Here is a 21,835-nt window from a genome sequence, read left to right on the forward strand (position 1 = left end):
AATGCGGCCTTTCGGGCATTGTCCATCCAGCTTTTCGGGGCCACAGTGGAGAACAGGACATGGCCGGCCGAAGGGAACAACTGTGATGGATCGAATGCTCGCGGTCCTTACCACCGTTGCCGCCGTCGGATGCGGACTGGTTGCAGGAGTGCTGCTCGCGTTCTCCATCAGCGTGCTCCCCGGCCTGGCAACGCTGCCGGTGCCCGACGCGATCGCCGCGATGCAGCGCTTCAACAGGGCGATTGTCGATCCGGTGTTTCTCGGATTGTTTTTCGGAACGGCCGGGTCCTGCACTCTCGCAGCGATTCTCACCGTGTCGACCGGTCGGGGTTCACCCGTGCTCGTCGTCAGCGGAGCCGTTCTCTACGTTCTCGGATGCTTCGCGATCACGATGAGCCTGAACGTCCCCCTCAACGACGCGTTGGCCGGTGTGGATCCCGGCAGCGCCGCGGGCACCGACGCATGGCAGAACTTCCGCGAGAAATGGACGCGATGGAACAACGTCAGGACGATTGCGGCGACTGCCGCCTGTGTCGTCCTGATCCTCGGTCAGGGCAGATCGGCACTGGGCTGATCGGACACCGAATCCTGGTGTCTCTTGCGGATTTCTTCCTCGAACCGCGCTATCAAGTGGTCGGTGTCGGCGGTCGAGACATCGCGCGCGCCTTCGTCCATCGCGGCATCACGTCCCCGACGCAGTGCGGCGAGTTCGGCTTCGAGTTCGTTGTTGTCGAGTACGCGTGGATCCAACATGACCTCCATTGTGGTCCCCCGTCCGGTGCCCGCGCGGGGATTTGCTGTAATCGCGCAATGAACGTCGTGCACAGTTTCGAGCCGATCGTCGGACCGGGCGCAACAACCCTGATCCTGGGGTCGATGCCAGGCGTCGCGTCGCTGGCCGCGCAGCAGTACTACGCGCATCCGCGAAATGCCTTCTGGCCGATCATGGGAACGCTGTTCGGTGCGAGGCCCGAACTTGTCTACGACGAGCGCACCGAGCGGCTGCGCAGCCATGGCGTCGCGGTGTGGGACGTGCTGAAGCTGTGCACGCGCGAGGGAAGCCTGGACTCGGCGATCGTCGAATCCTCGATCGAGGCAAACGATTTCGCGAATCTGTTCGCCGAGAACCCCGGCATCGACAGGGTGTTCTTCAACGGAGCCAAAGCCGCCGAGAGCTACCGTCGCCACGTGAAGACGGTGCCGCCCCACATGGCATTCGTTCGACTACCGTCGACCAGCCCTGCGCTCGCCTCGATCGATCTCGCCGCGAAGACGCAGACGTGGTCGGCTGCCCTCAGGCCCGCTCCCGCTTCGGGAAGTGCCGGATGAGGCCTTCCTGGACGACGGTGGCCAGCAGCTGGCCGTCCATCGAGAAGAACCGTCCGGTGGCCAGGCCACGAGACCCGGCCGCGACCGGAGATTCGGTGGCGTACAGAGCCCACTCGTCGAAACGGAACGGGCGGTGGAACCAGATGGAATGGTTGACCGTCGCCGCGACGATGCGATCGAGTCCCCACGACAGACCATGGGTGGTGATGATCGAGTCGAGCACGGTGGTGTCCGACGCGTAGCCCATGGTCGCGGCGTGAAAGATCGAGTCGTCGGGCAGATCGCCGTCCGCCTTCATCCAGACCCGATTGTGGTTGAGCTTCTCGCCGGTGCCGTGCATGATCCACGCCGGATCGTTCGCGTAGCGCATGTCGATCGGCTTGAGGGCGTCGACGAACATCTGCAGCCGGTCCTCGTACCCGACGAAGTGATCGCCGAGCGGAGGCAGTGCATCGGGGTAAGGAACCTCGGGCACCTCGACACTGTGCTCTAGCCCCTTACCGAAATCCTGGAAGGCGGCGAGCATGACGAACAGCTCGTTGCCGTCCTGCACTGCGGTGACCTGGCGGTTGGCGAAGGCGCGACCGTCACGCTGCCGCGACACCCGGTACTCGATGGGCTTCTTGACGTCGCCGCCGCGGATGAAGTGCGCATTGATCGCATGCACGTCCCGCGAGGTACCGGAGACGGTGCGGCCGGCCGCGATCAGGCCTTGAGCTACGAGTTGCCCCCCGAACGTTCGGCTGCCCACCTGCTCGGGGTGAACACCGACGAACACGTCCTCCTCGATCTCCTCGAGTGCGAGGAGATCGAGGAGCGTCTCGAGATCGGTCTTGCGTACAGCTGTAATGCTCGACGCGCTTTCGCTGACGCCGGTTCCCCCCGCTTCGACCACTTACCGGTCCTCTTCTCCGATTCGGTGCACATGGATCAAGTTGGTCGAGCCTACTGTGCCGGGAGGGGCACCGGCCACGATCACGACCTGATCGCCCTTGTTGTACCGACCGAGTTCGAGCAGAGCCTTGTCGACCTCTTTCACCATCGCGTCCGTCGAGCCCACATCGGGGACCAGGAACGTCTCGGTGCCCCAGCTCAGCGACAGCTGGCTGCGGACCTCGGAGATGGAGGTGAAGGCGAGCAACGGAAGCTTGGTGTGCAGACGAGCCAACCGTCGAACGGTGTCACCCGACTGGGTGAACGCAACGAGTGCCTTCGCGTCCAAACGCTCACCGATGTCACGGGCGGCGTACGAGATGACGCCACGCTTGGTGCGCGGGACGTGCGTCAACGGAGGAACACTGTCGCCCTCGGTCTCGACGGTCTCGACGATGCGGGCCATGGTCCGCACGGTTTCCATCACGTACTTGCCGACCGAGGTCTCACCGGAGAGCATGACCGCGTCGGTACCGTCCAGCACGGCGTTGGCGACGTCGGACGCCTCGGCGCGCGTCGGGCGGGAGTTCTCGATCATCGATTCGAGCATCTGGGTCGCGACGATGACGGGCTTGGCGTTGGCGCGGGCGATCTGGATGGCGCGCTTCTGCACCAACGGCACCTGTTCGAGGGGCAACTCGACGCCGAGGTCACCGCGGGCGACCATGATCGCGTCGAATGCGAGCACGATGGCTTCGAGGTTGTCGACGGCTTCGGGCTTCTCGAGCTTGGCGATGACCGGAACTCGGCGGCCGACGCGGTCCATCACGGCGTGGACGAGTTCGACGTCCGCGGGAGAACGCACGAACGACAGGGCGATGAAGTCGACACCGAGGGCGAGGGCGAACTCGAGGTCGGCGATGTCCTTCTCGCTCATGGCGGGAACGGAGACGTCCATGCCCGGCAGAGACACGCCCTTGTTGTTGCTGACCGGTCCACCTTCGGTGACACGGCACAACACGTCGTTGCCTTCGACACCGGTGACCACGAGGCCGACCTTGCCGTCGTCGACGAGCAGGCGGTCGCCTTCCTTGGCGTCCTGGGCCAGCTCCTTGTAGGTGGTCGACACCCGGTCGTGAGTGCCCTCGCACTCCTCGACGGTGATGCGGATCAGCTCGCCGGCCGCCCAAGTGGTCGAGCCCTCGGCGAAACGGCCGAGACGAATCTTCGGTCCCTGCAGGTCGGCCAGAATGCCCACGGCTTTGCCGGTGGCGTCCGATGCTGCGCGAACCCTCTCGTAGTTGGCCTGATGATCGGGGTGATCACCATGGCTGAAGTTCAGTCGTGCGACATCCATTCCACTCTCGACGAGTTCGCGGATGCGCTCTGTGGTTGCGGTTGCGGGTCCAAGGGTGCAGACAATCTTCGTACGTCGGCTCACGAGGGCGAGCCTAGCCGCTGGACGGCGCGTTCTCTATCGCAGACGCATCCGACCGAATACTACCGATCGGTAGCCACGCTACCGTCCTGCTGAGAACGTCTGTACCGGTTCAGAGATGGGGGTCACACCACCGCCAAGGGCAGTGCAGTCGGGTGTACCGGCGACGGCAACTCCGAGTGTCCGGTGAGGAAAGCATCGACTCCGTTGGCCGCCGAACGACCCTCCGCGATCGCCCACACGACCAACGACGCACCGCGATGCGCATCGCCGCACACGAACACCCCGGGTGCCGTGGTCTGCCAGTCGGGACCACACGAGAGCGCGCCCCGCTTGGTCAGCGTGAGGCCGTACTCGTCGAGTAGCGGACCGTGCTCGACGCCTTCGAAACCGATGGCGAACAACGCCAGGTCACAGGGCAATTCGATCTCCTCCCCGATGGGCGTGACGATGCGTCGCCCGTCCGCGTCGCGCTGCACCTCCACCTCGGCGAGCACCATCGCGCGAACGTGCCCGCGCTCGTCACCGAGGAATCGCTGGACTGCGACCTGATGACGCACGACGCCACCCTCGGCGTGCGCGGGTGAGGTGCGCAGCACCAGCGGCCACGACGGCCACGGCGAGAGGCTCTCGTCACGAGCCCCGGGCAACGCGGGGTTGTAGTCGAGCTGCGTCACCGACGCAGCACCCTGTCGGTGAGCCGTCCCGAGGCAGTCTGCCCCGGTATCGCCACCGCCGATGATGACCACATGCTTGTCCGCAGCGGAGATGGAGGTGGGACCGTCGCCCTCGCATTCCTTGTTCGACGGCACCAGATGCTCCATGGCCAGGTGGATGCCGTCGAGTTCGCGACCGATGACCTCGGTGTTGTCACGGGCCCGCAGAGCTCCGACCGCGAGAACGACTGCGTCGAAGGATTCGCGTAGTTGCTCGACGGTGAAGTCGATGCCGACCTCGCATTCGGTGACGAAATGTGTTCCCTCGGCCCGCATCTGCATGAGGCGCTGATCGAGCACGGACTTCTCGAGCTTGAACTCCGGGATGCCGTAGCGGAGCAGTCCGCCGAGACGATCGTCTCGCTCGTAGACGGTGACGTCGTGCCCGGCGCGGGTGAGCTGTTGCGCCGCAGCCAATCCCGCTGGACCGGATCCGACGACGGCGACTCGCTTGCCGGTGGTGATCGTCGGCGGCTGGGGAACGATGCTGCCGTCTTCCCAGGCCAGATCCGCAATGGTCTGCTCGACGCGTTTGATCGTCACGCTTCCGCCGGTGGCCGCCTCGGAGATCGACAGCACACACGCCGATTCGCACGGGGCCGGGCACACCCGCCCGGTGAACTCCGGAAAATTGTTGGTCGCGTGCAGTCGGTCGCTGGCCGCATCCCAGCGGCCGCGGCGCACCAGGTCGTTCCACTCGGGGATCAGATTTCCCAGCGGGCAGCCCGCAGTTCCCGAGTGGCAGAACGGGATACCGCAGTCCATGCAGCGACGCGCCTGGTCGGAGACCTCGGCGGCACGTTCGCTCGTCGGCTGGTGCGAGTACACCTCGTTCCAGTCCTTGACGCGCTCGCCGATCGGACGCTTGACAGCCTCACGCTTGACGACTTTCAGAAATCCCTGTGGATCAGCCACGTGCAGCCTCCATGATCGCAGCATCGACGTCGCGCCCTTCGGCGCGCGCCATTCTTGTCGCTTCCAGCACTCGCTGGTAGTCGACGGGCATGACTTTGGTGAACAACGCGGACCGGCGGGGCCAGTCGGCCAGCAACGAGGTCGCCACGGTGGAACCGGTCCAGCGCCGATGATTCTCGACGGTCTCGCGCAGCCACACCAGATCGTCCGGGTTGGGCACCTGCAATTCGACCATCGCCATGTTCACGTCCGCAGGATCGAGACCGAGGACGAACGCGATGCCACCGGACATACCCGCCGCCATGTTGCGACCGGTCGGCCCGAGCACCACCACACGACCGCCGGTCATGTACTCGAACGCGTGGTCGCCCACGCCCTCGTTCACCGCGATCGCGCCCGAGTTGCGGACCGCGAACCGCTCCCCTGCCTTACCGCGCAGATACACCTCGCCCGAGGTGGCACCGTAGAGAATGGTGTTTCCTGCGATCACGTTGTCCTCTGCGACGAACGGCGCATCCTCGGCGGGGCGCACGACTATTCGGCCGCCCGACAATCCCTTGCCGACATAGTCGTTCGCGTCACCGACCAGGTCGATGGTGATACCCGGCGGCAGGAAGGCCCCGAGAGACTGACCGGCCGATCCGGTGAACGCGATCCGAATGGTGTCGTCCGGCAACCCGACCGCGCCGTAGCGCCGGGTGACCTCGGACCCCAGCAGAGTTCCGACCGTGCGATTGACGTTGCGCACCGGCAACTCCAACTTCACCGGATGGGCGTCCTCGAGCGCTCCCTCGGCCAACTGGATCAGCGTCCGATCCAGCGCGAGATCGAGACCGTGGTCCTGCGCGCGGAGACGTCGACGCTGCGTCATCGGGGCACCATGGCGGTCGACGGGCATCGCGAAGATCGGCGCGAGATCGAGTCCCTTGCTCTTCCAGTGCGCCACTCCGGCTGCCGTCTCGAGCACATCGGCGTGACCGACGGCCTCGTCGATACTCCGGAAACCGAGCTGCGCGAGATACTTTCGCACGTCCTCGGCGATGAACTTGAAGAAGTCCTCGAGGAACTCGGGCTTACCGGTGAACCGCTTGCGCAGCTCCGGGTTCTGCGTCGCGACACCGACCGGGCAGGTGTCGAGGTGGCAGACGCGCATCATGATGCACCCCGCCACGATCAGCGGGGCCGTCGAGAACCCGAACTCCTCCGCGCCGAGCAGGGCCGCAACGATGACGTCGCGTCCGGTGCGCATGCCGCCGTCGCACTGCACGGTGATGCGATCACGCAGGCCGTTGAGCACCAGCGTCTGCTGGGCGTCGGCGAGGCCGATCTCCCACGGAGCGCCTGCATGCTTGAGCGAGGTCAACGGCGCAGCACCGGTTCCGCCGTCGTATCCGGAGATGAGGACGACATCGGCGTGTGCCTTGCTCACGCCCGTCGCCACCGTGCCGACGCCGACGGAACTGACGAGTTTGACGTGTACGCGCGCCTTCTCGTTGGCGTTCTTGAGATCGTGGATCAGCTGCGCGAGATCCTCGATCGAGTAGATGTCGTGGTGCGGGGGCGGCGAGATGAGGCCGACGCCCGGCGTCGAATGTCGGGTCTTGGCCACCCACGGGTACACCTTGTAGCCGGGCAGCTGACCGCCCTCACCCGGCTTGGCACCCTGCGCCATCTTGATCTGAATGTCCGTGGCATTGACCAGGTAGTCGCTGGTGACACCGAACCGACCACTGGCGACCTGCTTGACGGCACTGCGTCGCGTCGGGTCGTAGAGCCGGTCGACGTCCTCGCCGCCCTCACCCGAGTTGGACCGTCCGCCGAGATTGTTCATCGCGACGGCCATCGTCTCGTGCGCCTCGGCTGAGATGGATCCGTAGCTCATCGCGCCGGTGTTGAACCGCGTGACGATCGACTCGACCGATTCCACCTCGTCGAGCGGAACCGGCGGTCTGACACCGTCCTTGAACTCGAACAGACCGCGCAGTGCACCGCCTTCACGTGCGAGCCGGTCCACCTCGTCGGTGTACTTCTGGAACACGTCGTATCGGCCGGTACGCGTTGCGTGCTGCAGCAGGAACACCGTCTCGGGGGTGAAGAGGTGCAGCTCGCCTTCGCGACGGAACTGGTATTCGCCGCCGATCTCCAACCGGCGATGGACACGGTCGGTCGGATTCTCGGGGTACGCCCGACGATGGCGCAGCTTGACCTCCTCGGCGAGCACGTCGAGACCGACTCCGCCGAGCTTGCTGACCGTGCCCTTGAAGTACTCGCGCACCACCTCGCGATCGAGACCGACGGCCTCGAAAACCTGTGCGCCGGTGTAGGATCCGACGGTCGAGATGCCCATCTTCGACATCACCTTGAGCACGCCCTTGCCGAGCCCGTACAGATAGTTTCTCACCGCGATCGTCGGCTCGACTCCGGTCAGCTCGCCCTCGCCGACCAGATCCTCGATCGACTCCATCGCCAGATACGGGTTGACCGCTGCGGCACCGAAGCCGATGAGCAACGCCAGATGGTGCACCTCGCGCGCGTCACCGGATTCGACGACGAGCGCGATCTTGGTGCGCTCCTTCGTGCGAACCAGGTGATGGTGCACCGCCGAGGTGGCCAGAAGGGACGGGATCGGGGCCCGGGTGTGGTCCGAATCGCGGTCGGAGATGATCAGCGTGGTGTACCCCGCAGCGATCGCCTCCGACGCCCGGCCACGCAACTCCTCGATGGCCTCGGCGAGACCTTCGCCGCCGCGCTCGACCTCGTACAGCCCACGCAACACCGTGGCCGACAATCCCGGATGGTCACCGTCGTCGTTGATGTGAATGATCTTGTTGAGCTCGTCGTTGTCGAGCACCGGCCACGGCAACACGATCTGCCTGCACGACGCCGCCGTGGGCTCGAGCAGGTTCTGCTCCGGACCCATCACGCGCGCGAGCGAGGTCACGATCTCCTCGCGGATCGAATCCAGGGGCGGGTTGGTGACCTGGGCGAACAGTTCGATGAAGTAGTCGTAGAGCTGACGCGACCGCTGCGACATCACTGCGGCCGGGGTATCGGTACCCATCGAACCGAGCGGCTCGCCCCCGGATGCGGCCATCGGCGTCAATACGACGCGTAGGTCCTCCTCGGTGTAGCCGAACGCGACCTGCCTGCGTACCACCGAGTCGTGGTTGTACTGGATATGAGCACGCTCGGGCAGGCTCTTGATCTCGAGCAGGCCTGCATGCAGCCACTCCTGGTACGGATGTTCGGTTGCCAGTTGGAGTTTGATCTCCTCGTCCGGCACCAGACGTCCGGCGACGGTGTCGATCAGGAACATCTTTCCGGGCTCGAGGCGACCCTTGGCGACGACCTCGGATTGCGGCACGTCGAGCACGCCTGCCTCGCTGGCGAGGATGACGCGGCCGTCCGCCGTCTGCCACCAGCGGCCGGGGCGAAGACCGTTGCGGTCCAGCACGGCTCCGACATAGCTGCCGTCGGTGAACGTCACACAGGCCGGTCCGTCCCAGGCCTCCATCATCGACGAATGGAACTGGTAGAACGCTCGCACCCGCGGATCCATCGTGCGGTGGTTCTCCCACGGCTCGGGCACCATCATCATCACCACATGCGGCACGCTGCGCCCGCCGAGGTGCAACAGCTCGAGCACCTCGTCCAGCGACACCGAGTCCGAAGCATCGGGGTTGCAGATCGGGAACAAACGCTCCAGGTCCCCGGGGATCAGGTCGCTGGACAGCAGCGCCTCGCGAGCCCGCATCCGGTTTCGGTTGCCTTTGACGGTGTTGATCTCGCCGTTGTGCGCAACGTAACGATGCGGGTGCGCCAGCGGCCACGACGGGAACGTGTTGGTCGAGAAGCGACTGTGCACGATGGCAATAGCGCTCTTGCACAACGGGTTACGCAGTTCCGGGAAGTAGAGCGGCAGCTGCATCGTGGTGAGCATGCCCTTGTAGACGATGGTGCGTGAGGACAACGACGGAAAGAACAGCCCCGACCCCTCGGCCTCGATCTCGGGGGTGACCCGCTCGGAACGCTTGCGGAGCCCGTACACGAGACGGTCGAGAGCGAGACCGGCCGGACGCGTGCCGTCGACCTCGGGGGCGGTGACGTAGAGGTAACTCATGTACGGCATGCACCCGAGGGCGGTGAGGCCCACGTCGGCTCGATCGGGATCTACCTCGACCGGAACCCAGCCCAGGATGTGCAGACCTTCCTCGGCCGCAACGGATTCGACGCGTTCGACGGCCATCGCTCGCTCACGGATGCCCTGCGGCAGAAAACACACTCCGGCCGCGAACGTGTTGTCGCCGTCGGCTCCGGCCGCGGGCAGATCGAACGGCGCGAGGGAGGCGAGAAGCTCGACCGGCAGCTGAATCAGAATGCCCGCGCCGTCACCACTGTTGGGCTCGGCACCGGCAGCTCCGCGATGTTCCAGATTCTCCAGTGCCAGAACCCCGTCGGCGACGATCGCGTGGGAGCGGCGACCCGCGATGTCGGCGATCATCGCCACGCCACAGGAATCCTTCTCCGCGCTCGGGTCGTACAGACCTTGCTCCGCAGGCATCCGAGAAAACAGCACCACGATCACCTCCACGTAGGCCGGTGGGGTGCGTGAAGGGCGGTGCAGTGTGTTCGACCCTGCACCGGAAGTCTCGGCAACCCCGCCGGCTGGTCGGCTCGAGTCGACCGAAACGGTCGGAAGAGCCGAATTGAACTGCCTGTCGGGAACTCACCGGGACAGCTCTGGCCCGCGAAAGAAACCGGGATCTCTCCCGGATGGCGAAATCGTAGCAGCTGTCATTGGCATCGATGCAATCGCGAATGCCGGCTGCGACGAATGTGATCGTCAGTCGCGCAACGGCCGACCGTGCTGATCACGGACGCTGCCGGTGAGCATCATGATGCCGTCGATCAACGGCCAGATTCCACCGATACCGCAGGTGAGCCACGTGACGGCGATCTGCGCCACCGCCATGCCCGGCTGGTTGAGATAGAAACGCCCGGCTCCGAACGCGCCCAACAGAATGCCGAGCAGACCGGCCGTCAGCTTCTGCTTGTCGGAGAACGGCTCACCGGTGACCGGGTGCCGACCGTACGGAGCCATCGGGTCCATGTAACCGGGCCCGCCTGCGTACTGGGGACCACCGTATTGGGGGGCGCCGTACTGCCCGCCCGCATACGGCGGGGGCGGCGGCGCACCGTACTGACCGGAACCGTCCGATGGTGGTGGGTAACCGGCACCGGGTGGGAGTCCGAACTGCCCCTGATCGTCGGCGTCGGAAGTGCCGTAGTTGGGAGTGCCGTAGTTCGGGGTGCTGTAGTTCGGGTCGGGAGCCCCGTACACGGGACCCGAACCTGCGGAAGGGCCCTTGTCGAACGAGATGGTCGGCTCCGACGGAGTCGATCCGTCTCCCGAGGATCCGTCCGAGGACGATGTACCTGAGTCACTCACGTCGAGCTCCCTTACGTCCGATTCGGTATCAGCGAGGGCATCAGTCTCTCAGTTTTCGCCCCTGAGCGTCCGTCACATTGCCCACCAGTATCAGCACGCCGTCGGCCACGTGCCACACGAAGAGCCCGAACAACAGGATCACTCCGAGGCCGAACACTGCGGTGAGGAGCAATCCGAAGAAGAACAGGAGCAACTGCGCGACGCCGATCCCGTTACTTCCGATGTAGAAGCGGCCGACTCCCAACCAACCGAGAAACAGCTGCAGCAGGCCACCGACGATCTTGGACTTGTCCGACAACGGCACGCCGGTCACCGGATCGCGCCCGAACGGTGCATCGGGGCCAACGCCGAACGCTGGTCCACCCGGATAGCCGGCGGGCACGCCGTACCCCTGCTGGCCGTACCCCTGCTGGCCGTACCCCTGCTGGCCGTACCCCTGCTGGCCGTACCCCTGCTGTTGCCCGAAGCCCTGCTGCGGGTAGCCCTGCTGCCCGTAATTCTGCTGCCCGTAATTCTGTTGCGGGTAGCCATGTTGCCCGAAGCCCTGCTGCGGATAGCTCTGCTGCCCGTAGTTCGCCTGCGGATAGCCCTGCTGCCCGTAATTCTGCTGCTGTCCGTACCCCTGCTGTGGGTAGCCGGGGGGTGACGGAAACCCACCGACCGGGTTGTCGGAACTGCCGTCCGGGCTCGGTGCCGGATAGCTCGGAGTGCTCGACCAACCCGGGCCGTTTCCGATACCCGAGTACGTGTCCCACCCGGGGCCCGTGGGACCGGTCGGACCGTGCGAGGGCGCGGACTCCGAGGTTCCGGGCGGCTCCGAGAGCGATGCTTCGGCGGTGGCGTCGTAGTCGAACGGCGTGCCGAACGACGCGGTCGGATTCGACCCGCTGTCACTCGAGTCGGCGGTGGAATCCGGTTCGGGCTCGGGCTGAGGGGTCTTGTCGAAATCAACCACGCGTACTGCCTTCTTCCTCGGCTTTCTTGTCGGACGACTGACCGGGCTGCGCGTCGACGGTGCCTGCGGCGGCCGTGGTGTCGTCGACCGGCGTCGGGCGTGAGCCTTCGCCATCCGACGGGTCGTCCTCGGACGCAGTCTCGCGATCCACGTCGTCGTTCGACCTCAGCGTCGCCGGTTCTTCACGACCCTTGGTGGCGATCACGAAGTACGCGAGCGCCAGCACGAAGATGATGGCGGAGGTGAAGGTGTTGATGCGTATGCCTGCGATCGTCGTGGCGAAGTCGTCTCGCATGAGTTCCACCCAGAACCGTCCGGCGCAGTATCCGGCCACGTACAGCGCGAACAGCCGACCGTGGCCGATCGTGTACTTGCGGTCGACGAGAACCAGAAGCACGACGACCGCGACGCTCCACAACAGCTCGTACAGGAACGTCGGATGCACAACTTTTTCCACGAAACCGGTCGAGATCCCGTTGAGTGGATCGAGCCGTCCGTCGGCGTCGACCCGTTCGTATATCTCCAGACCCCACGGTTGGGTGGTGGCGCGTCCGTACAGCTCCTGGTTGAAGTAGTTGCCGACGCGGCCGATCGCTTGGGCGAGCAGAATCGGGGGGCCGACGGCGTCGCCGAACGCGGGCAACGGAATTCCGCGTCGACGGCATGCGATCCAGGCACCGACGCCACCGAGGAACACCGCTCCCCAGATTCCGAGCCCGCCGTTCCAGACGTACAGCGCTTCGATCGGGTTTCCGCCGGGACCGAAATACGTCTTCCAGTCGGTTGCCACGTGGTACAGACGCCCGCCCAGCAGGCCGAACGGGACTGCCCAGACTGCGACGTCGAGGACCGTGCCCTTGGTTCCACCTCGGGCCACCCAGCGGCGATCACCCCACACGACGGCAACGACGATGCCGATGATGATGAACAGGGCGTAGGCCCGCAGAGCCAGCGGTCCGACGTGCCACACCCCCTGCGGCGGACTGGGAATGTAGGCCAGGATCGCGGTCGAAGTCACGACGCTACGTTAGCCGAACGGACACCCTCGGCGAGTTCCGTCGTCAGGTCGCGCACCGCGTCGAGTCCCTTGTCGACGGCACTGACCAATGCCGAACCCACGATCACCGCGTCGGCATAGCGGGCGATCTCGGCGGCCTGCGCACCCGAGCGGACACCCAGACCCACGCCGATGGGAATGTCGGAGTGTTGACGGATGCGTGCCGAGAGTGCGGGGGCCATCGAGGACACCGCGTCGCGGGCACCGGTGACGCCCATCGTCGAGGCCGCGTAGACGAAGCCACTACTGGCTTCGACGGTGCTGACCAGCCGCTCCTCGGTGGACGACGGGGCGACGAGGAAGATTCGGTCCAGTTCGTACCGGTTCGAGACCTCGATCCACTCCTGCGCCTCGTCGGGGATGAGATCCGGAGTGATGATTCCGAGCCCACCCGCATTGGCAAGATCACGAGCGAAGTTCTCGATGCCGTACTTGAGCACCAGGTTCCAGTAGGTCATGACGACCGCTTTTCCGCCCGCTGCAGCGACCTGCTCGGTGACGGCGAAGACGTCCTTCACCCGTGCGCCTGCTCGCAGCGCGACATCTGCCGCGGCCTGGATCGTGGGGCCGTCCATCACCGGATCCGAATACGGGATCCCCACCTCGACGATGTCGCATCCGGCGTCGACCATCGTCTTGAACACCTCGACCGATCGCGGCACGGTCGGAAAGCCGGCCGGGAGGTATCCGACGAGTGCTGCGCGCCCTTCGGCACGGCACTGCGCGAAGGTCCCCGAGAGGCGGGAGTCGCTGTTGCTCATGGCTTGATACCTGCTTCGTCGTCCACGTTCGCTTCGCCGTCTCCGTCGATCAGACCGAACCATTCGGCTGCGGTGTCGACGTCCTTGTCGCCGCGTCCGGAGAGGTTGACCAGAATGATCGCGTCCTTGCCCAACTCCTTGCCGAGGGTGAGCGCGCCTGCGATGGCGTGCGAGGACTCGATGGCCGGGATGATGCCTTCGGTGCGGCACAGCAGCTTGAAGGCGTTCATGGCTTCGGTATCGGTGATGCCGCGGTACTCGGCCCGCCCGATGTCGTGCAGGTACGAGTGCTCCGGACCGACGCCCGGGTAGTCCAATCCCGCTGAGATGGAATGAGATTCGACGGTCTGACCGTCCTCGTCCTGCAGCAGGTACGAGTACGCACCGTGCAGCGCTCCCGGAGTTCCACCGCTGATCGTCGCAGCGTGGCGACCGGTCTCGACGCCGTCACCCGCCGCCTCGAAGCCGATCAGCCGAACATCGGCGTCGTCGATGAAGGCGTGGAAGATGCCGATTGCGTTGGAGCCACCACCGACGCAGGCCGCGATGGCGTCGGGCAGCCGGCCCGTGGACGCGAGCACCTGCTGCCGCGCTTCGAGGCCGATGATGCGTTGGAAGTCGCGCACCATCACCGGGAATGGGTGTGGCCCGGCGACGGTGCCGAAGCAGTAGTACGTGTTGTCCGCGTTGGTGACCCAGTCGCGCAGCGCCTCGTTGATGGCATCCTTGAGGGTGCGTGATCCGGACTTCACGGCCACGACACTGGATCCGAGCAGACGCATCCGAGCGACGTTGAGCGCCTGCCGTTCGGTGTCGACCTCGCCCATGTACACGACACATTCGAGACCCATCAGGGCACAGGCCGTGGCGGTCGCGACGCCGTGCTGACCGGCACCGGTCTCTGCGATGACTCGAGTCTTGCCCATTCGCTTCGCGAGCAGAACTTGCCCGAGCACGTTGTTGATCTTGTGAGAACCGGTGTGGTTGAGGTCTTCTCGCTTGAGAAGAATCCGAGCGCCGCCTGCGTGCTCGGACAACCGCGTCGCCTCGAAGACCGGCGAGGGGCGACCGGTGTAGTCGCGCTGCAGTCGGTCGAGTTCACCGAGGAACTCGTTGTCGCTGCGCACCTTCTCGTACTCGGCGGTGACTTCCTCGATCACACCCATCAGCGCCTCGGGCACGAATCTGCCGCCGTAGACACCGAAATGGCCGCCCACATCGGGCTCGTGCGCGCTGCGATCGGTGAGGCCGATGCTGCTCTGCGGCAGATCAGCGCCCTTGAAACGGACTGCCTGCGGGGCGTCCGTGATGGAAGAAGAATTGCTGGTGCTCACCGGTCCAGTGTGCCCCAACGGCGGACCGCCGCCGCGCTCGGGTCGGGTGCCGGTTCAGCCGTGCAGCGTCAGCGTGCAGGCTTGGGGCACGACGGATGCGTGCCCGCCGTCACCAGGTCCGAGACGGCGGTGCGCGGATCACCTGCGGTGACCAAGCCCTCGCCGACGAGTACAGCGTCGGCACCGGCACCGGCGTAGGCGAGCAGATCTGCAGTGCCACGTACCCCGGACTCCGCGATACGAATGATCTCGCTGGGCAACCCGGGCGCGATACGGCCGAAACTGTCACGATCGATCTCGAGCGTCTTCAGATTGCGGGCGTTGATGCCGATGACGCTGGCACCGGCCTCGAGGGCGCGATCCGCCTCGGCCTCGGTGTGCACCTCGACCAGCGCCGTCATACCCAGCGACTCGGTGCGGTCGAGCAAGGACGCCAACGCATCCTGTTCGAGCGCCGCGACGATCAGCAGGATCACGTCTGCACCGTGCGCCCGAGCCTCGTGGATCTGGTACGGACCGACGATGAAGTCCTTGCGCAGCACCGGAATCGAGACGGCGGCACGGACTGCATCGAGGTCTGCGAGCGACCCGTGGAACCGGCGCTCCTCGGTGAGAACGCTGATGATGCGCGCGCCGCCCTGCTCGTACGCGCGGGCCAGAACGGCCGGATCACCGATGTCGGCCAACGCTCCCTTGGACGGACTCGCCCGCTTCACTTCGGCGATGACGCCGATGCCGTCCTCACGGAGGGCTGCTGCCGCGTCGAGGGGGGCCGGGGCTGCCTTCGCTGCTGCTTTCACGGCGGCGAAATCGACCACCGATTCACGCGCGGCCACGTCGGCTCGTACACCGTCGAGAATCGAGTCGAGAACAGTCATGGTGCCCCCAGTCCTTTCTGAGCGTCGACGTCCGATGTGAGGAATCTCATCGGGGTCGGATCTAGCGTAGAGGTCCGTTTCAATCCGACGAACGCCGGGTACCGGACTCGTCGGTAGGGTCTTCACCGGCGTCGAGCGCGTCCCACATCATGCGTTCGGTGAGGTCCTCCCCCTCGTCCTGCACGCCGGCACCGGATGCCGTGGTGCGCGCACGCCGAGCGACCTCGTCACGACGCACCGCCGGAGCGTCGTACTTGGACGAGAGTACCTGCGGGGCAAACGTCTTCCGAATCGAAATCACGGCGGCAGCGAAGGCGCAGACTGCACCGACGAGGGTGACGATCGCCGGTAGAACCGAGACCTCCGTCATCGACACCTGGGCGCGTGCGGGCAGCTCCGCCAGTGCCGCGGACTCCGAATCCGACGCCCCGGCAGTGAGCAATCGAACTGCCGGAATCGCGGCCGCCACGGCCACAACGGCGATCAGCAGGGCCAGCACCCGCGAGGCCCACCCGCGCACGGCGAACGACGCGGCGATCGCCGCCACGAGCACCAGCGCGAGCGGCGTCGTGGCAGCAGCCCAGGTGCTGCCGAGAAGCTCGTCGGTGCGGCTCTCTCCGAGACCGTCGAACGACGTCACCCGAACCCATGTCATTCTCGACGCGCCCCACAGGCACGCCGCGGCAACGACCAGAAGGGCGACAGGTAGAGCGGCCGACCCGCGGCGACCGGATCGCTCGGTCATCGGCCGCCGACCTCACGGAGCGATTCCGCAGCGGCGACGGCTCCCAGCACCGCCATCGCCTTGTTCCGCGCCTCGTCGTCCTCGTATTCCGCAACCGAATCGGCCACGACGCCTGCCCCGGCCTGAACGTAAGCGGTCCCGTCCTTGATCAGGGCGGTGCGAATCGAGATGGCGGTGTCGGCGTCACCCGCGAAATCGAGGTACCCGACGATGCCGCCGTAGATGCCACGCCGCGTCGGCTCCAACTCGTCGATCAGCTCCATCGCGCGCACCTTCGGTGCCCCGGACAGGGTGCCCGCCGGGAAGCAGGCCTTGACCGCGTCGAGGGCACGCTTGCCATCGGCCAATCGTCCGGTGACCGTCGACACCAGATGCATGACGTGGCTGTATCGCTCGATGTGGCGGTAGTCGCTCACTCGCACGGTGCCGGGAGCGCAGACGCGTCCGAGATCGTTGCGGCCCAGATCGACGAGCATCAGGTGCTCGGCGTTCTCCTTCTCGTCGGCCAGCAGATCCTTCTCGAGCAGCACGTCCTCCTCCTCGGAGGTGCCGCGCCAACGCGTGCCCGCGATCGGATGCGTGGTGGCGAGACCATCGACCACCGTCACCAATGCCTCGGGGCTCGATCCGACGATGGAGAAGGCCGTCTCGTCGTTCTCCCCCGGTACGTGCATCAGATACATGTACGGGCTCGGATTGGAGGCCCGCAGCATCCGGTAGACGTCCAGCGGTGACGCATCGGTATCCATCTCGAAACGCTGTGAGAGCACCACCTGGAACGCCTCACCTGCTTCGATCTCCTCCACCAGGCGAGCGACATCGGCACCGAAGCCCTCGGACGTGCGCTGCCTGCGGAACTGCGGCTTGGGCTTGGACACGGTGGAGACGGTGGATGCAGCGGGCTTCGACAGGTCTGCGCACATACGGTCCAATCGGCGCACCGCGTCGTCGTACGCCTCGTCGACATGCTCGTCGGTGCCGTTCCAGTTGACCGCGTTCGCGATCAGGGTGATCGCGCCCTCGTGATGGTCGACGGCCGCGAGATCGGTCGCGAGCAGCATGACCAACTCCGGAACACCGAGGTCGTCCTGCGCGTGCTCGGGCAGCTTCTCGATGCGCCGCACCGAGTCGTATCCGAGGTAGCCGACCATGCCGCCGGTCAGCGGGGGCAGACCGGGCAGCCGCTCCGAGTGCAACAGCTCCAGGGTCCGCGCCAGCACTTCGAGAGGATCGCCGCCGCTCGGCACCCCTGCAGGAACGTTGCCGCGCCACGCGGCCTCACCGTCGATGACCGTGAGCGACGCCGGAGAGCCAGCACCGATGAACGACCACCTCGACCACGAACTGCCGTTCTGTGCGGACTCGAGCAGGAAGGTTCCGGGTCGGTCGGCACCGAGCTTGCGGTACGCCGACAGCGGAGTCTCGGAGTCGGCGAGCACCTTTCGCGTCACGGGCACCACGCGGTGCTCGGCGGCGAGATGCCGGAACACCTCGCGCGAGGTGGTCGAGTCCGAGTTCTCGGTGTCGGGAGTGGGGCTGGGATCGGTGATCGTCTCGCCGTGCATGCCACCATCCTCCCAGGTTCGGCACGAGCGTCGGCGCTCGCGGTAACCTGCCGAGCATGAAACCAGGCGAGCTCGTTCCCGATTTTTCCCTGCCGGACCAGACCGGAGAGACCCGAACGCTGACCGAATTGCTGGCGAACGGTCCGATAGTCCTGTTCTTCTACCCCGCCGCCTTCACCCCCGGTTGCACCGCCGAGGCATGCCACTTCCGGGACCTGGCGTCGGAGTTCGCCGAGGTCGGAGCCACCCGCGTCGGCATCAGTGCCGATGCCGTGGCGAAGCAGGCAGAGTTCGCTGCCGCCAAGTCCTTCGACTACCCGCTGCTCTCCGACGAGGACGGCACCGTCGCCACCGCGTTCGGTGTCAAGCGCGGTCTGCTGGCCAAGCTCTCCCCGGTCAAACGCGCGACGTTCGTCATCGGCACCGACCGGAAGGTGCTCGAGACCTTCTCGAGCGAAGTACGGTTCGAAGCGCATGCGGACAAGGCTCTCGAGTACCTGCGGGCACATCGCACCTAGAGCACTGTCCGACGCGATGCCTCGGGTGGGGGAACCTCGAGGCATCATGTGCAGGCAACAACTAACTTGATCGAGAGGTTCCCCGCGATGGATACGTCGGCGACGCCGCAACAGACGGTGGATCCCCGTTGGCTCACCGAGAGTCAGCAGGAGGCCTGGCGATCACTCGTCGCTCTGGTCACTCGGTTGCCGGCAGCGTTGGACGCGCAGCTGCAGCGCGATTCGCAGCTGACCCACTTCGACTACTTCGTGTTGGCGACGGTCAGCGAGAATCCACAGCGACGGATTCAACTCCGCGATCTGGCCGAGTACGCGAATGCCTCGCTCTCGCGTCTGTCACATGTGGTGACGAAGCTCGAGAAGGCCGGGTGGGTCGAGCGCGAGTCGATCCCGGGTAGCCGCGGTTCCTACGCCGTGCTGACCGACGCAGGTATGACCAAGGTCGTGGAAGCGGCACCCGGGCACGTCGGCACGGTGCAGTCGCTGGTGTTCGAGGGGCTGTCGGATGCGGAGGTCGAGCAGCTCGCGACCTTGAGCTCGACTCTGCTGACCCAGTTGGACAAGGGAATCGCGGCCGGAACCGGTCACGCCTGAGTGTCGGGACCCAACAGAACGTCGGCGTCGAAGCAGGTGTGCGCGCCGGTGTGGCACGCCGCGCCGACCTGGTCGACGACCAGGAGCACGGTGTCACCGTCGCAGTCGAGTCGAACCTCGTGCACGTACTGCGTGTGACCGGACGTCTCACCCTTGACCCAGTACTGCTGCCTGGACCTGGAATAGTATGTGCCCTTGCGGGTTTCGAGGGTTCGAGAGAGCGCCTCGTCGTCCATCCAGGCGACCATCAGTACCTGACCGGTAGACCGTTCCTGCACGACGGCGCTGAACAGTCCGGCTTCGTTGCGCTTGAGCCGCGCGGACAGACTCGGGTCGAGTGTCATCGGAAATCCTCTTCGCTAGCGAACGACGATGCGTTCGGCACGCATCGCGTCCTTGACCTGGCCGATGGTGAGGTCACCGAAGTGGAACACGCTCGCGGCGAGAACCGCGTCCGCTCCGGCGTGCACTGCCGGTGAAAAGTGCTCCACCGAGCCTGCTCCACCGCTGGCGATCACCGGCACGTGCACCGCGGCACGGACGGCGGCGATCATCGGCAGGTCGAATCCGGCTTTCGTTCCGTCGGCGTCCATCGAATTGAGCAGGATCTCCCCGACACCGAGTTCGGCTCCGCGCACCGCCCATTCGACGGCGTCGATGCCGGTGCCGCGTTTGCCGCCGTGCGTGGTGACCTCCCAGCCCGACGGGGTGTCCTGCTGACCGTCGGGAACGGTTCGTGCGTCGACCGAGAGCACGATGCACTGCGAGCCGAACCGTTCGCTGAGCTCGCGGAGCAACTCCGGTCGCGCGATCGCTGCGGTGTTGACACTGACTTTGTCCGCCCCGGCTCGCAGCAGTCGATCCACGTCGGCGACGGTGCGCACTCCCCCGCCGACGGTGAGCGGGATGAAAACCTGCTCGGCGGTGCGGCTGACGACGTCGAGCATCGTGCCTCTGTCCGACGTCGACGCGGTGACGTCGAGGAAGGTCAGTTCGTCGGCCCCCTGGGCATCGTAGGCGGCCGCGAGCTCCACGGGATCGCCTGCGTCGCGGAGGTTTTCGAAGTTGACTCCCTTGACGACGCGTCCGGCGTCGACGTCGAGGCACGGAATCACTCTGACCGCGACGCTCACCGCACCGGTCCTTCCAGATAGTCGACGGGATCACCGAGTTCGGTGATCACCTTCAGCAATTCCTCGTGCACTCCCGGTCCGGCTGCGAGCACCGACGCCGAGTCGACCGTCCAGGGTTCGCCCGCGAGGTCGGTGACGATTCCGCCTGCCGCGCGTACCAGCAGCGCACCGGCTGCGTTGTCCCAGGCACGATGACCGAAGACCACCGCGCCGCCGAGAACTCCGCTGGCCGTGTAGGCCAGATCCACTCCGGTGGCACCGTGCATCCGCAGTCGCGAGGAATGCATCGACAACTCTTCGAGAATGCGGAATCGGAAGCGACCCGGCAGCGATCCGCGGCTTGCGACGTTGAACGCGCCGAACCCGATCATGGACTCGCGCAATGATTTCGGCTCCAACGCCGGAAGGGCGACGCCGTTGAGCAACAGTGGGCCGCCTGCCACAGCGGCGAAACGCTGATCCACCAGCGGCAGCCAGGTCAGCCCGAGGACCGGTTCGCCATCGTCGAGCAACGCCAACAACGTTCCGGCCGAGGGCAATCCCGACGAGTAGTTGAAGGTGCCGTCGATCGGGTCCAACACCCAGACGAGTCCCGAGTTCAGGTCCGGTCCGCCGAACTCCTCACCGTGAACGGCGATTCCGGTGGCCTCGCCCAGTTCCGCGGTGAGCCGCCGCTCGAGTTCCAGGTCCACTGCAGTGGCGAAGTCGTCGGGGCCCTTCTGCACGGCGCTCGGTGCGCCGACGCCGGCGACGAACCGATCGTGGATGCCGTCGAGCAGACCACCGGCGATCTCGAGCAGGCGGGTCGATTCCTCGGGAAGGGTCATTCCTGGGTTACCGAGACACCGCAGCGAGGGCGTCCGGGAGCGTGAAACGTCCGGCGTACAGGGCCTTTCCGACGATGGAACCTTCCACACCGCGGTCGACCAGTCCGGCGATCGCTTCCAGGTCTGCAATCGTGGACACGCCGCCCGATGCGATGACCGGCTTGTCGGTCTTGGCGCACACGTCGGCGAGCAGTTCCAGGTTGGGCCCGGTCAACGTGCCGTCCTTGGTGACGTCGGTGACGACATAGCGCGAGCACCCGTCGCGCTCGAGCCGCTCGAGGACCTCCCACAGATCGCCGCCGTCGCTCACCCAGCCGCGACCGCGCAACCGCGGTGCTCCGTCGACGATCAGCACGTCCAGACCGACGGCGACGCGGTCGCCGAACTCGCCGATCGCGCGGGAGCACCACTGTGGATCCTCGAGCGCTGCGGTGCCGAGATTGACTCGTGCGCAACCGGTCGCCAGCGCCGCGCGCAGCGACTCGTCGTCCCGAATTCCGCCCGACAGCTCCACCTTGACGTCGAGCTCGCCGACGACGGACGCCAGCAGCTCGCGGTTGGAGCCGCGTCCGAACGCAGCGTCGAGATCCACGAGATGGACCCACTCGGCACCGTCGTTCTGCCACGCGAGCGCGGCGTCGCGAGGCGACCCGTACTTCGTTTCGCTTCCTGCCTCTCCTTGAACGAGACGGACAGCTTCGCCGCCTGCGACATCGACAGCAGGCAATAAGACCAGGCTCACGTGCGG

General features: G+C 65.9%; 21 protein-coding genes. 4 read left to right on the forward strand and 17 right to left on the reverse strand.

All coding sequences use genetic code 11. The annotated features are described in order from the left end of the window. Positions 1-85 precede the first annotated feature (85 nt). On the forward strand, positions 86-574 hold the full coding sequence (locus tag CH251_RS07590) for a DUF1772 domain-containing protein (protein ID WP_256978886.1): 489 nt from the start codon (positions 86-88) through the stop codon (positions 572-574). On the opposite strand, the gene CH251_RS07595 is transcribed toward CH251_RS07590, so the two are convergent. Then, positions 550-753 (reverse strand): hypothetical protein, encoded by a 204-nt coding sequence (locus CH251_RS07595; protein ID WP_141217065.1) that lies wholly within the window; start codon positions 751-753, stop codon positions 550-552. The genes CH251_RS07590 and CH251_RS07595 overlap by 25 nt on opposite strands. Before the next feature lie 57 nt (positions 754-810). Here CH251_RS07595 and CH251_RS07600 point away from each other — a divergent pair, with 57 nt between their 5' ends. After that, on the forward strand, positions 811-1,329 hold the full coding sequence (locus CH251_RS07600) for a DNA-deoxyinosine glycosylase (RefSeq protein WP_094612611.1): 519 nt from the start codon (positions 811-813) through the stop codon (positions 1,327-1,329). On the opposite strand, the gene CH251_RS07605 is transcribed toward CH251_RS07600, so the two are convergent. The 12 genes from CH251_RS07605 to CH251_RS07660 form a co-directional block, all read right to left on the reverse strand. Further along, complete coding sequence (locus CH251_RS07605) at positions 1,295-2,179, reverse strand: acyl-CoA thioesterase II (RefSeq protein WP_256978926.1); 885 nt, start codon at positions 2,177-2,179, stop codon at positions 1,295-1,297. The two genes, CH251_RS07600 and CH251_RS07605, sit on opposite strands and share 35 nt — an antisense overlap. A gap of 45 nt (positions 2,180-2,224) precedes the next feature. Then, positions 2,225-3,643, reverse strand: coding sequence for a pyruvate kinase (pyk, locus tag CH251_RS07610; RefSeq protein WP_082073683.1), 1,419 nt, complete (start codon positions 3,641-3,643; stop codon positions 2,225-2,227). A gap of 122 nt (positions 3,644-3,765) precedes the next feature. Beyond that, a complete protein-coding gene (locus tag CH251_RS07615) occupies positions 3,766-5,271 on the reverse strand; it encodes a glutamate synthase subunit beta (RefSeq protein WP_094612613.1) in 1,506 nt (501 codons plus the stop codon). Beyond that, on the reverse strand, positions 5,264-9,847 hold the full coding sequence (gene gltB, locus CH251_RS07620) for a glutamate synthase large subunit (protein WP_094612913.1): 4,584 nt from the start codon (positions 9,845-9,847) through the stop codon (positions 5,264-5,266). The genes CH251_RS07615 and gltB overlap by 8 nt, the downstream gene beginning before the upstream one ends. Positions 9,848-10,114: 267 nt before the next feature. Then, entirely contained in the window at positions 10,115-10,720 is a 606-nt protein-coding gene (locus tag CH251_RS28230) for a TM2 domain-containing protein (RefSeq protein WP_373454926.1), read from the reverse strand. Positions 10,721-10,760: 40 nt separating this feature from the next. Beyond that, positions 10,761-11,675, reverse strand: coding sequence for a TM2 domain-containing protein (locus CH251_RS28130; RefSeq protein ID WP_094612614.1), 915 nt, complete (start codon positions 11,673-11,675; stop codon positions 10,761-10,763). Continuing rightward, on the reverse strand, positions 11,668-12,693 hold the full coding sequence (lgt, locus tag CH251_RS07635; protein ID WP_094612615.1) for a prolipoprotein diacylglyceryl transferase: 1,026 nt from the start codon (positions 12,691-12,693) through the stop codon (positions 11,668-11,670). Before lgt ends, CH251_RS28130 begins: the two co-directional genes overlap by 8 nt. Next, the gene (trpA, locus tag CH251_RS07640) at positions 12,690-13,493 is read right to left on the reverse strand and encodes a tryptophan synthase subunit alpha (protein WP_094612616.1); all 804 of its coding nucleotides are present in this window, start codon (positions 13,491-13,493) and stop codon (positions 12,690-12,692) included. Before trpA ends, lgt begins: the two co-directional genes overlap by 4 nt. Beyond that, positions 13,490-14,761 carry a tryptophan synthase subunit beta gene (trpB, locus tag CH251_RS07645; RefSeq protein ID WP_094612914.1) on the reverse strand — a complete coding sequence of 424 codons (1,272 nt, stop codon included), beginning with the start codon at positions 14,759-14,761 and terminating at the stop codon, positions 13,490-13,492. The genes trpA and trpB overlap by 4 nt, the downstream gene beginning before the upstream one ends. 134 nt (positions 14,762-14,895) lie before the next feature. After that, entirely contained in the window at positions 14,896-15,705 is an 810-nt protein-coding gene (gene trpC / locus CH251_RS07650) for an indole-3-glycerol phosphate synthase TrpC (protein ID WP_094612617.1), read from the reverse strand. A 79-nt stretch (positions 15,706-15,784) separates the two neighbouring features. Continuing rightward, the gene (locus tag CH251_RS07655) at positions 15,785-16,450 is read right to left on the reverse strand and encodes a TIGR02234 family membrane protein (protein WP_094612618.1); all 666 of its coding nucleotides are present in this window, start codon (positions 16,448-16,450) and stop codon (positions 15,785-15,787) included. Beyond that, positions 16,447-18,015, reverse strand: a complete 1,569-nt coding sequence (locus CH251_RS07660; RefSeq protein WP_094612619.1) for an anthranilate synthase component I — start codon at positions 18,013-18,015, stop codon at positions 16,447-16,449. The genes CH251_RS07655 and CH251_RS07660 overlap by 4 nt, the downstream gene beginning before the upstream one ends. 56 nt (positions 18,016-18,071) lie before the next feature. On the opposite strand from CH251_RS07660, the gene CH251_RS07665 reads away from it, so the two are divergent. Continuing rightward, the gene (locus CH251_RS07665; protein WP_094612620.1) at positions 18,072-18,533 is read left to right on the forward strand and encodes a peroxiredoxin; all 462 of its coding nucleotides are present in this window, start codon (positions 18,072-18,074) and stop codon (positions 18,531-18,533) included. An 87-nt stretch (positions 18,534-18,620) separates the two neighbouring features. Beyond that, positions 18,621-19,127: a MarR family winged helix-turn-helix transcriptional regulator gene (locus tag CH251_RS07670; RefSeq protein WP_094612621.1), complete on the forward strand. Its 507-nt coding sequence runs from the start codon at positions 18,621-18,623 to the stop codon at positions 19,125-19,127. Here the strand turns inward: CH251_RS07670 and hisI are convergent. The 4 genes from hisI to priA are packed head-to-tail and all read right to left on the reverse strand — an operon-like array spanning position 19,118 to position 21,829. Next, positions 19,118-19,471: a phosphoribosyl-AMP cyclohydrolase gene (gene hisI / locus CH251_RS07675; RefSeq protein ID WP_094612622.1), complete on the reverse strand. Its 354-nt coding sequence runs from the start codon at positions 19,469-19,471 to the stop codon at positions 19,118-19,120. The genes CH251_RS07670 and hisI overlap by 10 nt on opposite strands. Positions 19,472-19,486: 15 nt before the next feature. Next, positions 19,487-20,260, reverse strand: a complete 774-nt coding sequence (hisF, locus tag CH251_RS07680; protein ID WP_094612623.1) for an imidazole glycerol phosphate synthase subunit HisF — start codon at positions 20,258-20,260, stop codon at positions 19,487-19,489. Next, the gene (locus CH251_RS07685; RefSeq protein ID WP_094612624.1) at positions 20,257-21,087 is read right to left on the reverse strand and encodes an inositol monophosphatase; all 831 of its coding nucleotides are present in this window, start codon (positions 21,085-21,087) and stop codon (positions 20,257-20,259) included. Before CH251_RS07685 ends, hisF begins: the two co-directional genes overlap by 4 nt. A 7-nt stretch (positions 21,088-21,094) precedes the next feature. Continuing rightward, positions 21,095-21,829 (reverse strand): bifunctional 1-(5-phosphoribosyl)-5-((5-phosphoribosylamino)methylideneamino)imidazole-4-carboxamide isomerase/phosphoribosylanthranilate isomerase PriA, encoded by a 735-nt coding sequence (gene priA, locus CH251_RS07690; RefSeq protein WP_008715867.1) that lies wholly within the window; start codon positions 21,827-21,829, stop codon positions 21,095-21,097. Positions 21,830-21,835: the final 6 nt, after the last annotated feature.

Origin of the sequence: Rhodococcus sp. 06-462-5 (assembly GCF_002258315.1) — a bacterium.
Classification (GTDB): domain Bacteria; phylum Actinomycetota; class Actinomycetes; order Mycobacteriales; family Mycobacteriaceae; genus Rhodococcoides.

What these genes read in the sequence shown, in the direction of transcription:
- CH251_RS07685 (WP_094612624.1), bottom strand. Translation starts at nt 21,087, where the DNA reads ATGACCCTTCCCGAGGAATCGACCCGCCTGCTCGAGATCGCCGGTGGT.
- CH251_RS07595 (WP_141217065.1), bottom strand. Translation starts at nt 753, where the DNA reads ATGTTGGATCCACGCGTACTCGACAACAACGAACTCGAAGCCGAACTC.
- CH251_RS07660 (WP_094612619.1), bottom strand. Translation starts at nt 18,015, where the DNA reads ATGCACGGCGAGACGATCACCGATCCCAGCCCCACTCCCGACACCGAG.
- CH251_RS07665 (WP_094612620.1), top strand. Translation starts at nt 18,072, where the DNA reads ATGAAACCAGGCGAGCTCGTTCCCGATTTTTCCCTGCCGGACCAGACC.
- trpC (WP_094612617.1), bottom strand. Translation starts at nt 15,705, where the DNA reads ATGACTGTTCTCGACTCGATTCTCGACGGTGTACGAGCCGACGTGGCC.
- CH251_RS07590 (WP_256978886.1), top strand. Translation starts at nt 86, where the DNA reads ATGGATCGAATGCTCGCGGTCCTTACCACCGTTGCCGCCGTCGGATGC.
- CH251_RS07670 (WP_094612621.1), top strand. Translation starts at nt 18,621, where the DNA reads ATGGATACGTCGGCGACGCCGCAACAGACGGTGGATCCCCGTTGGCTC.
- trpA (WP_094612616.1), bottom strand. Translation starts at nt 13,493, where the DNA reads ATGAGCAACAGCGACTCCCGCCTCTCGGGGACCTTCGCGCAGTGCCGT.
- hisI (WP_094612622.1), bottom strand. Translation starts at nt 19,471, where the DNA reads ATGACACTCGACCCGAGTCTGTCCGCGCGGCTCAAGCGCAACGAAGCC.
- CH251_RS07655 (WP_094612618.1), bottom strand. Translation starts at nt 16,450, where the DNA reads ATGACCGAGCGATCCGGTCGCCGCGGGTCGGCCGCTCTACCTGTCGCC.
- CH251_RS07600 (WP_094612611.1), top strand. Translation starts at nt 811, where the DNA reads ATGAACGTCGTGCACAGTTTCGAGCCGATCGTCGGACCGGGCGCAACA.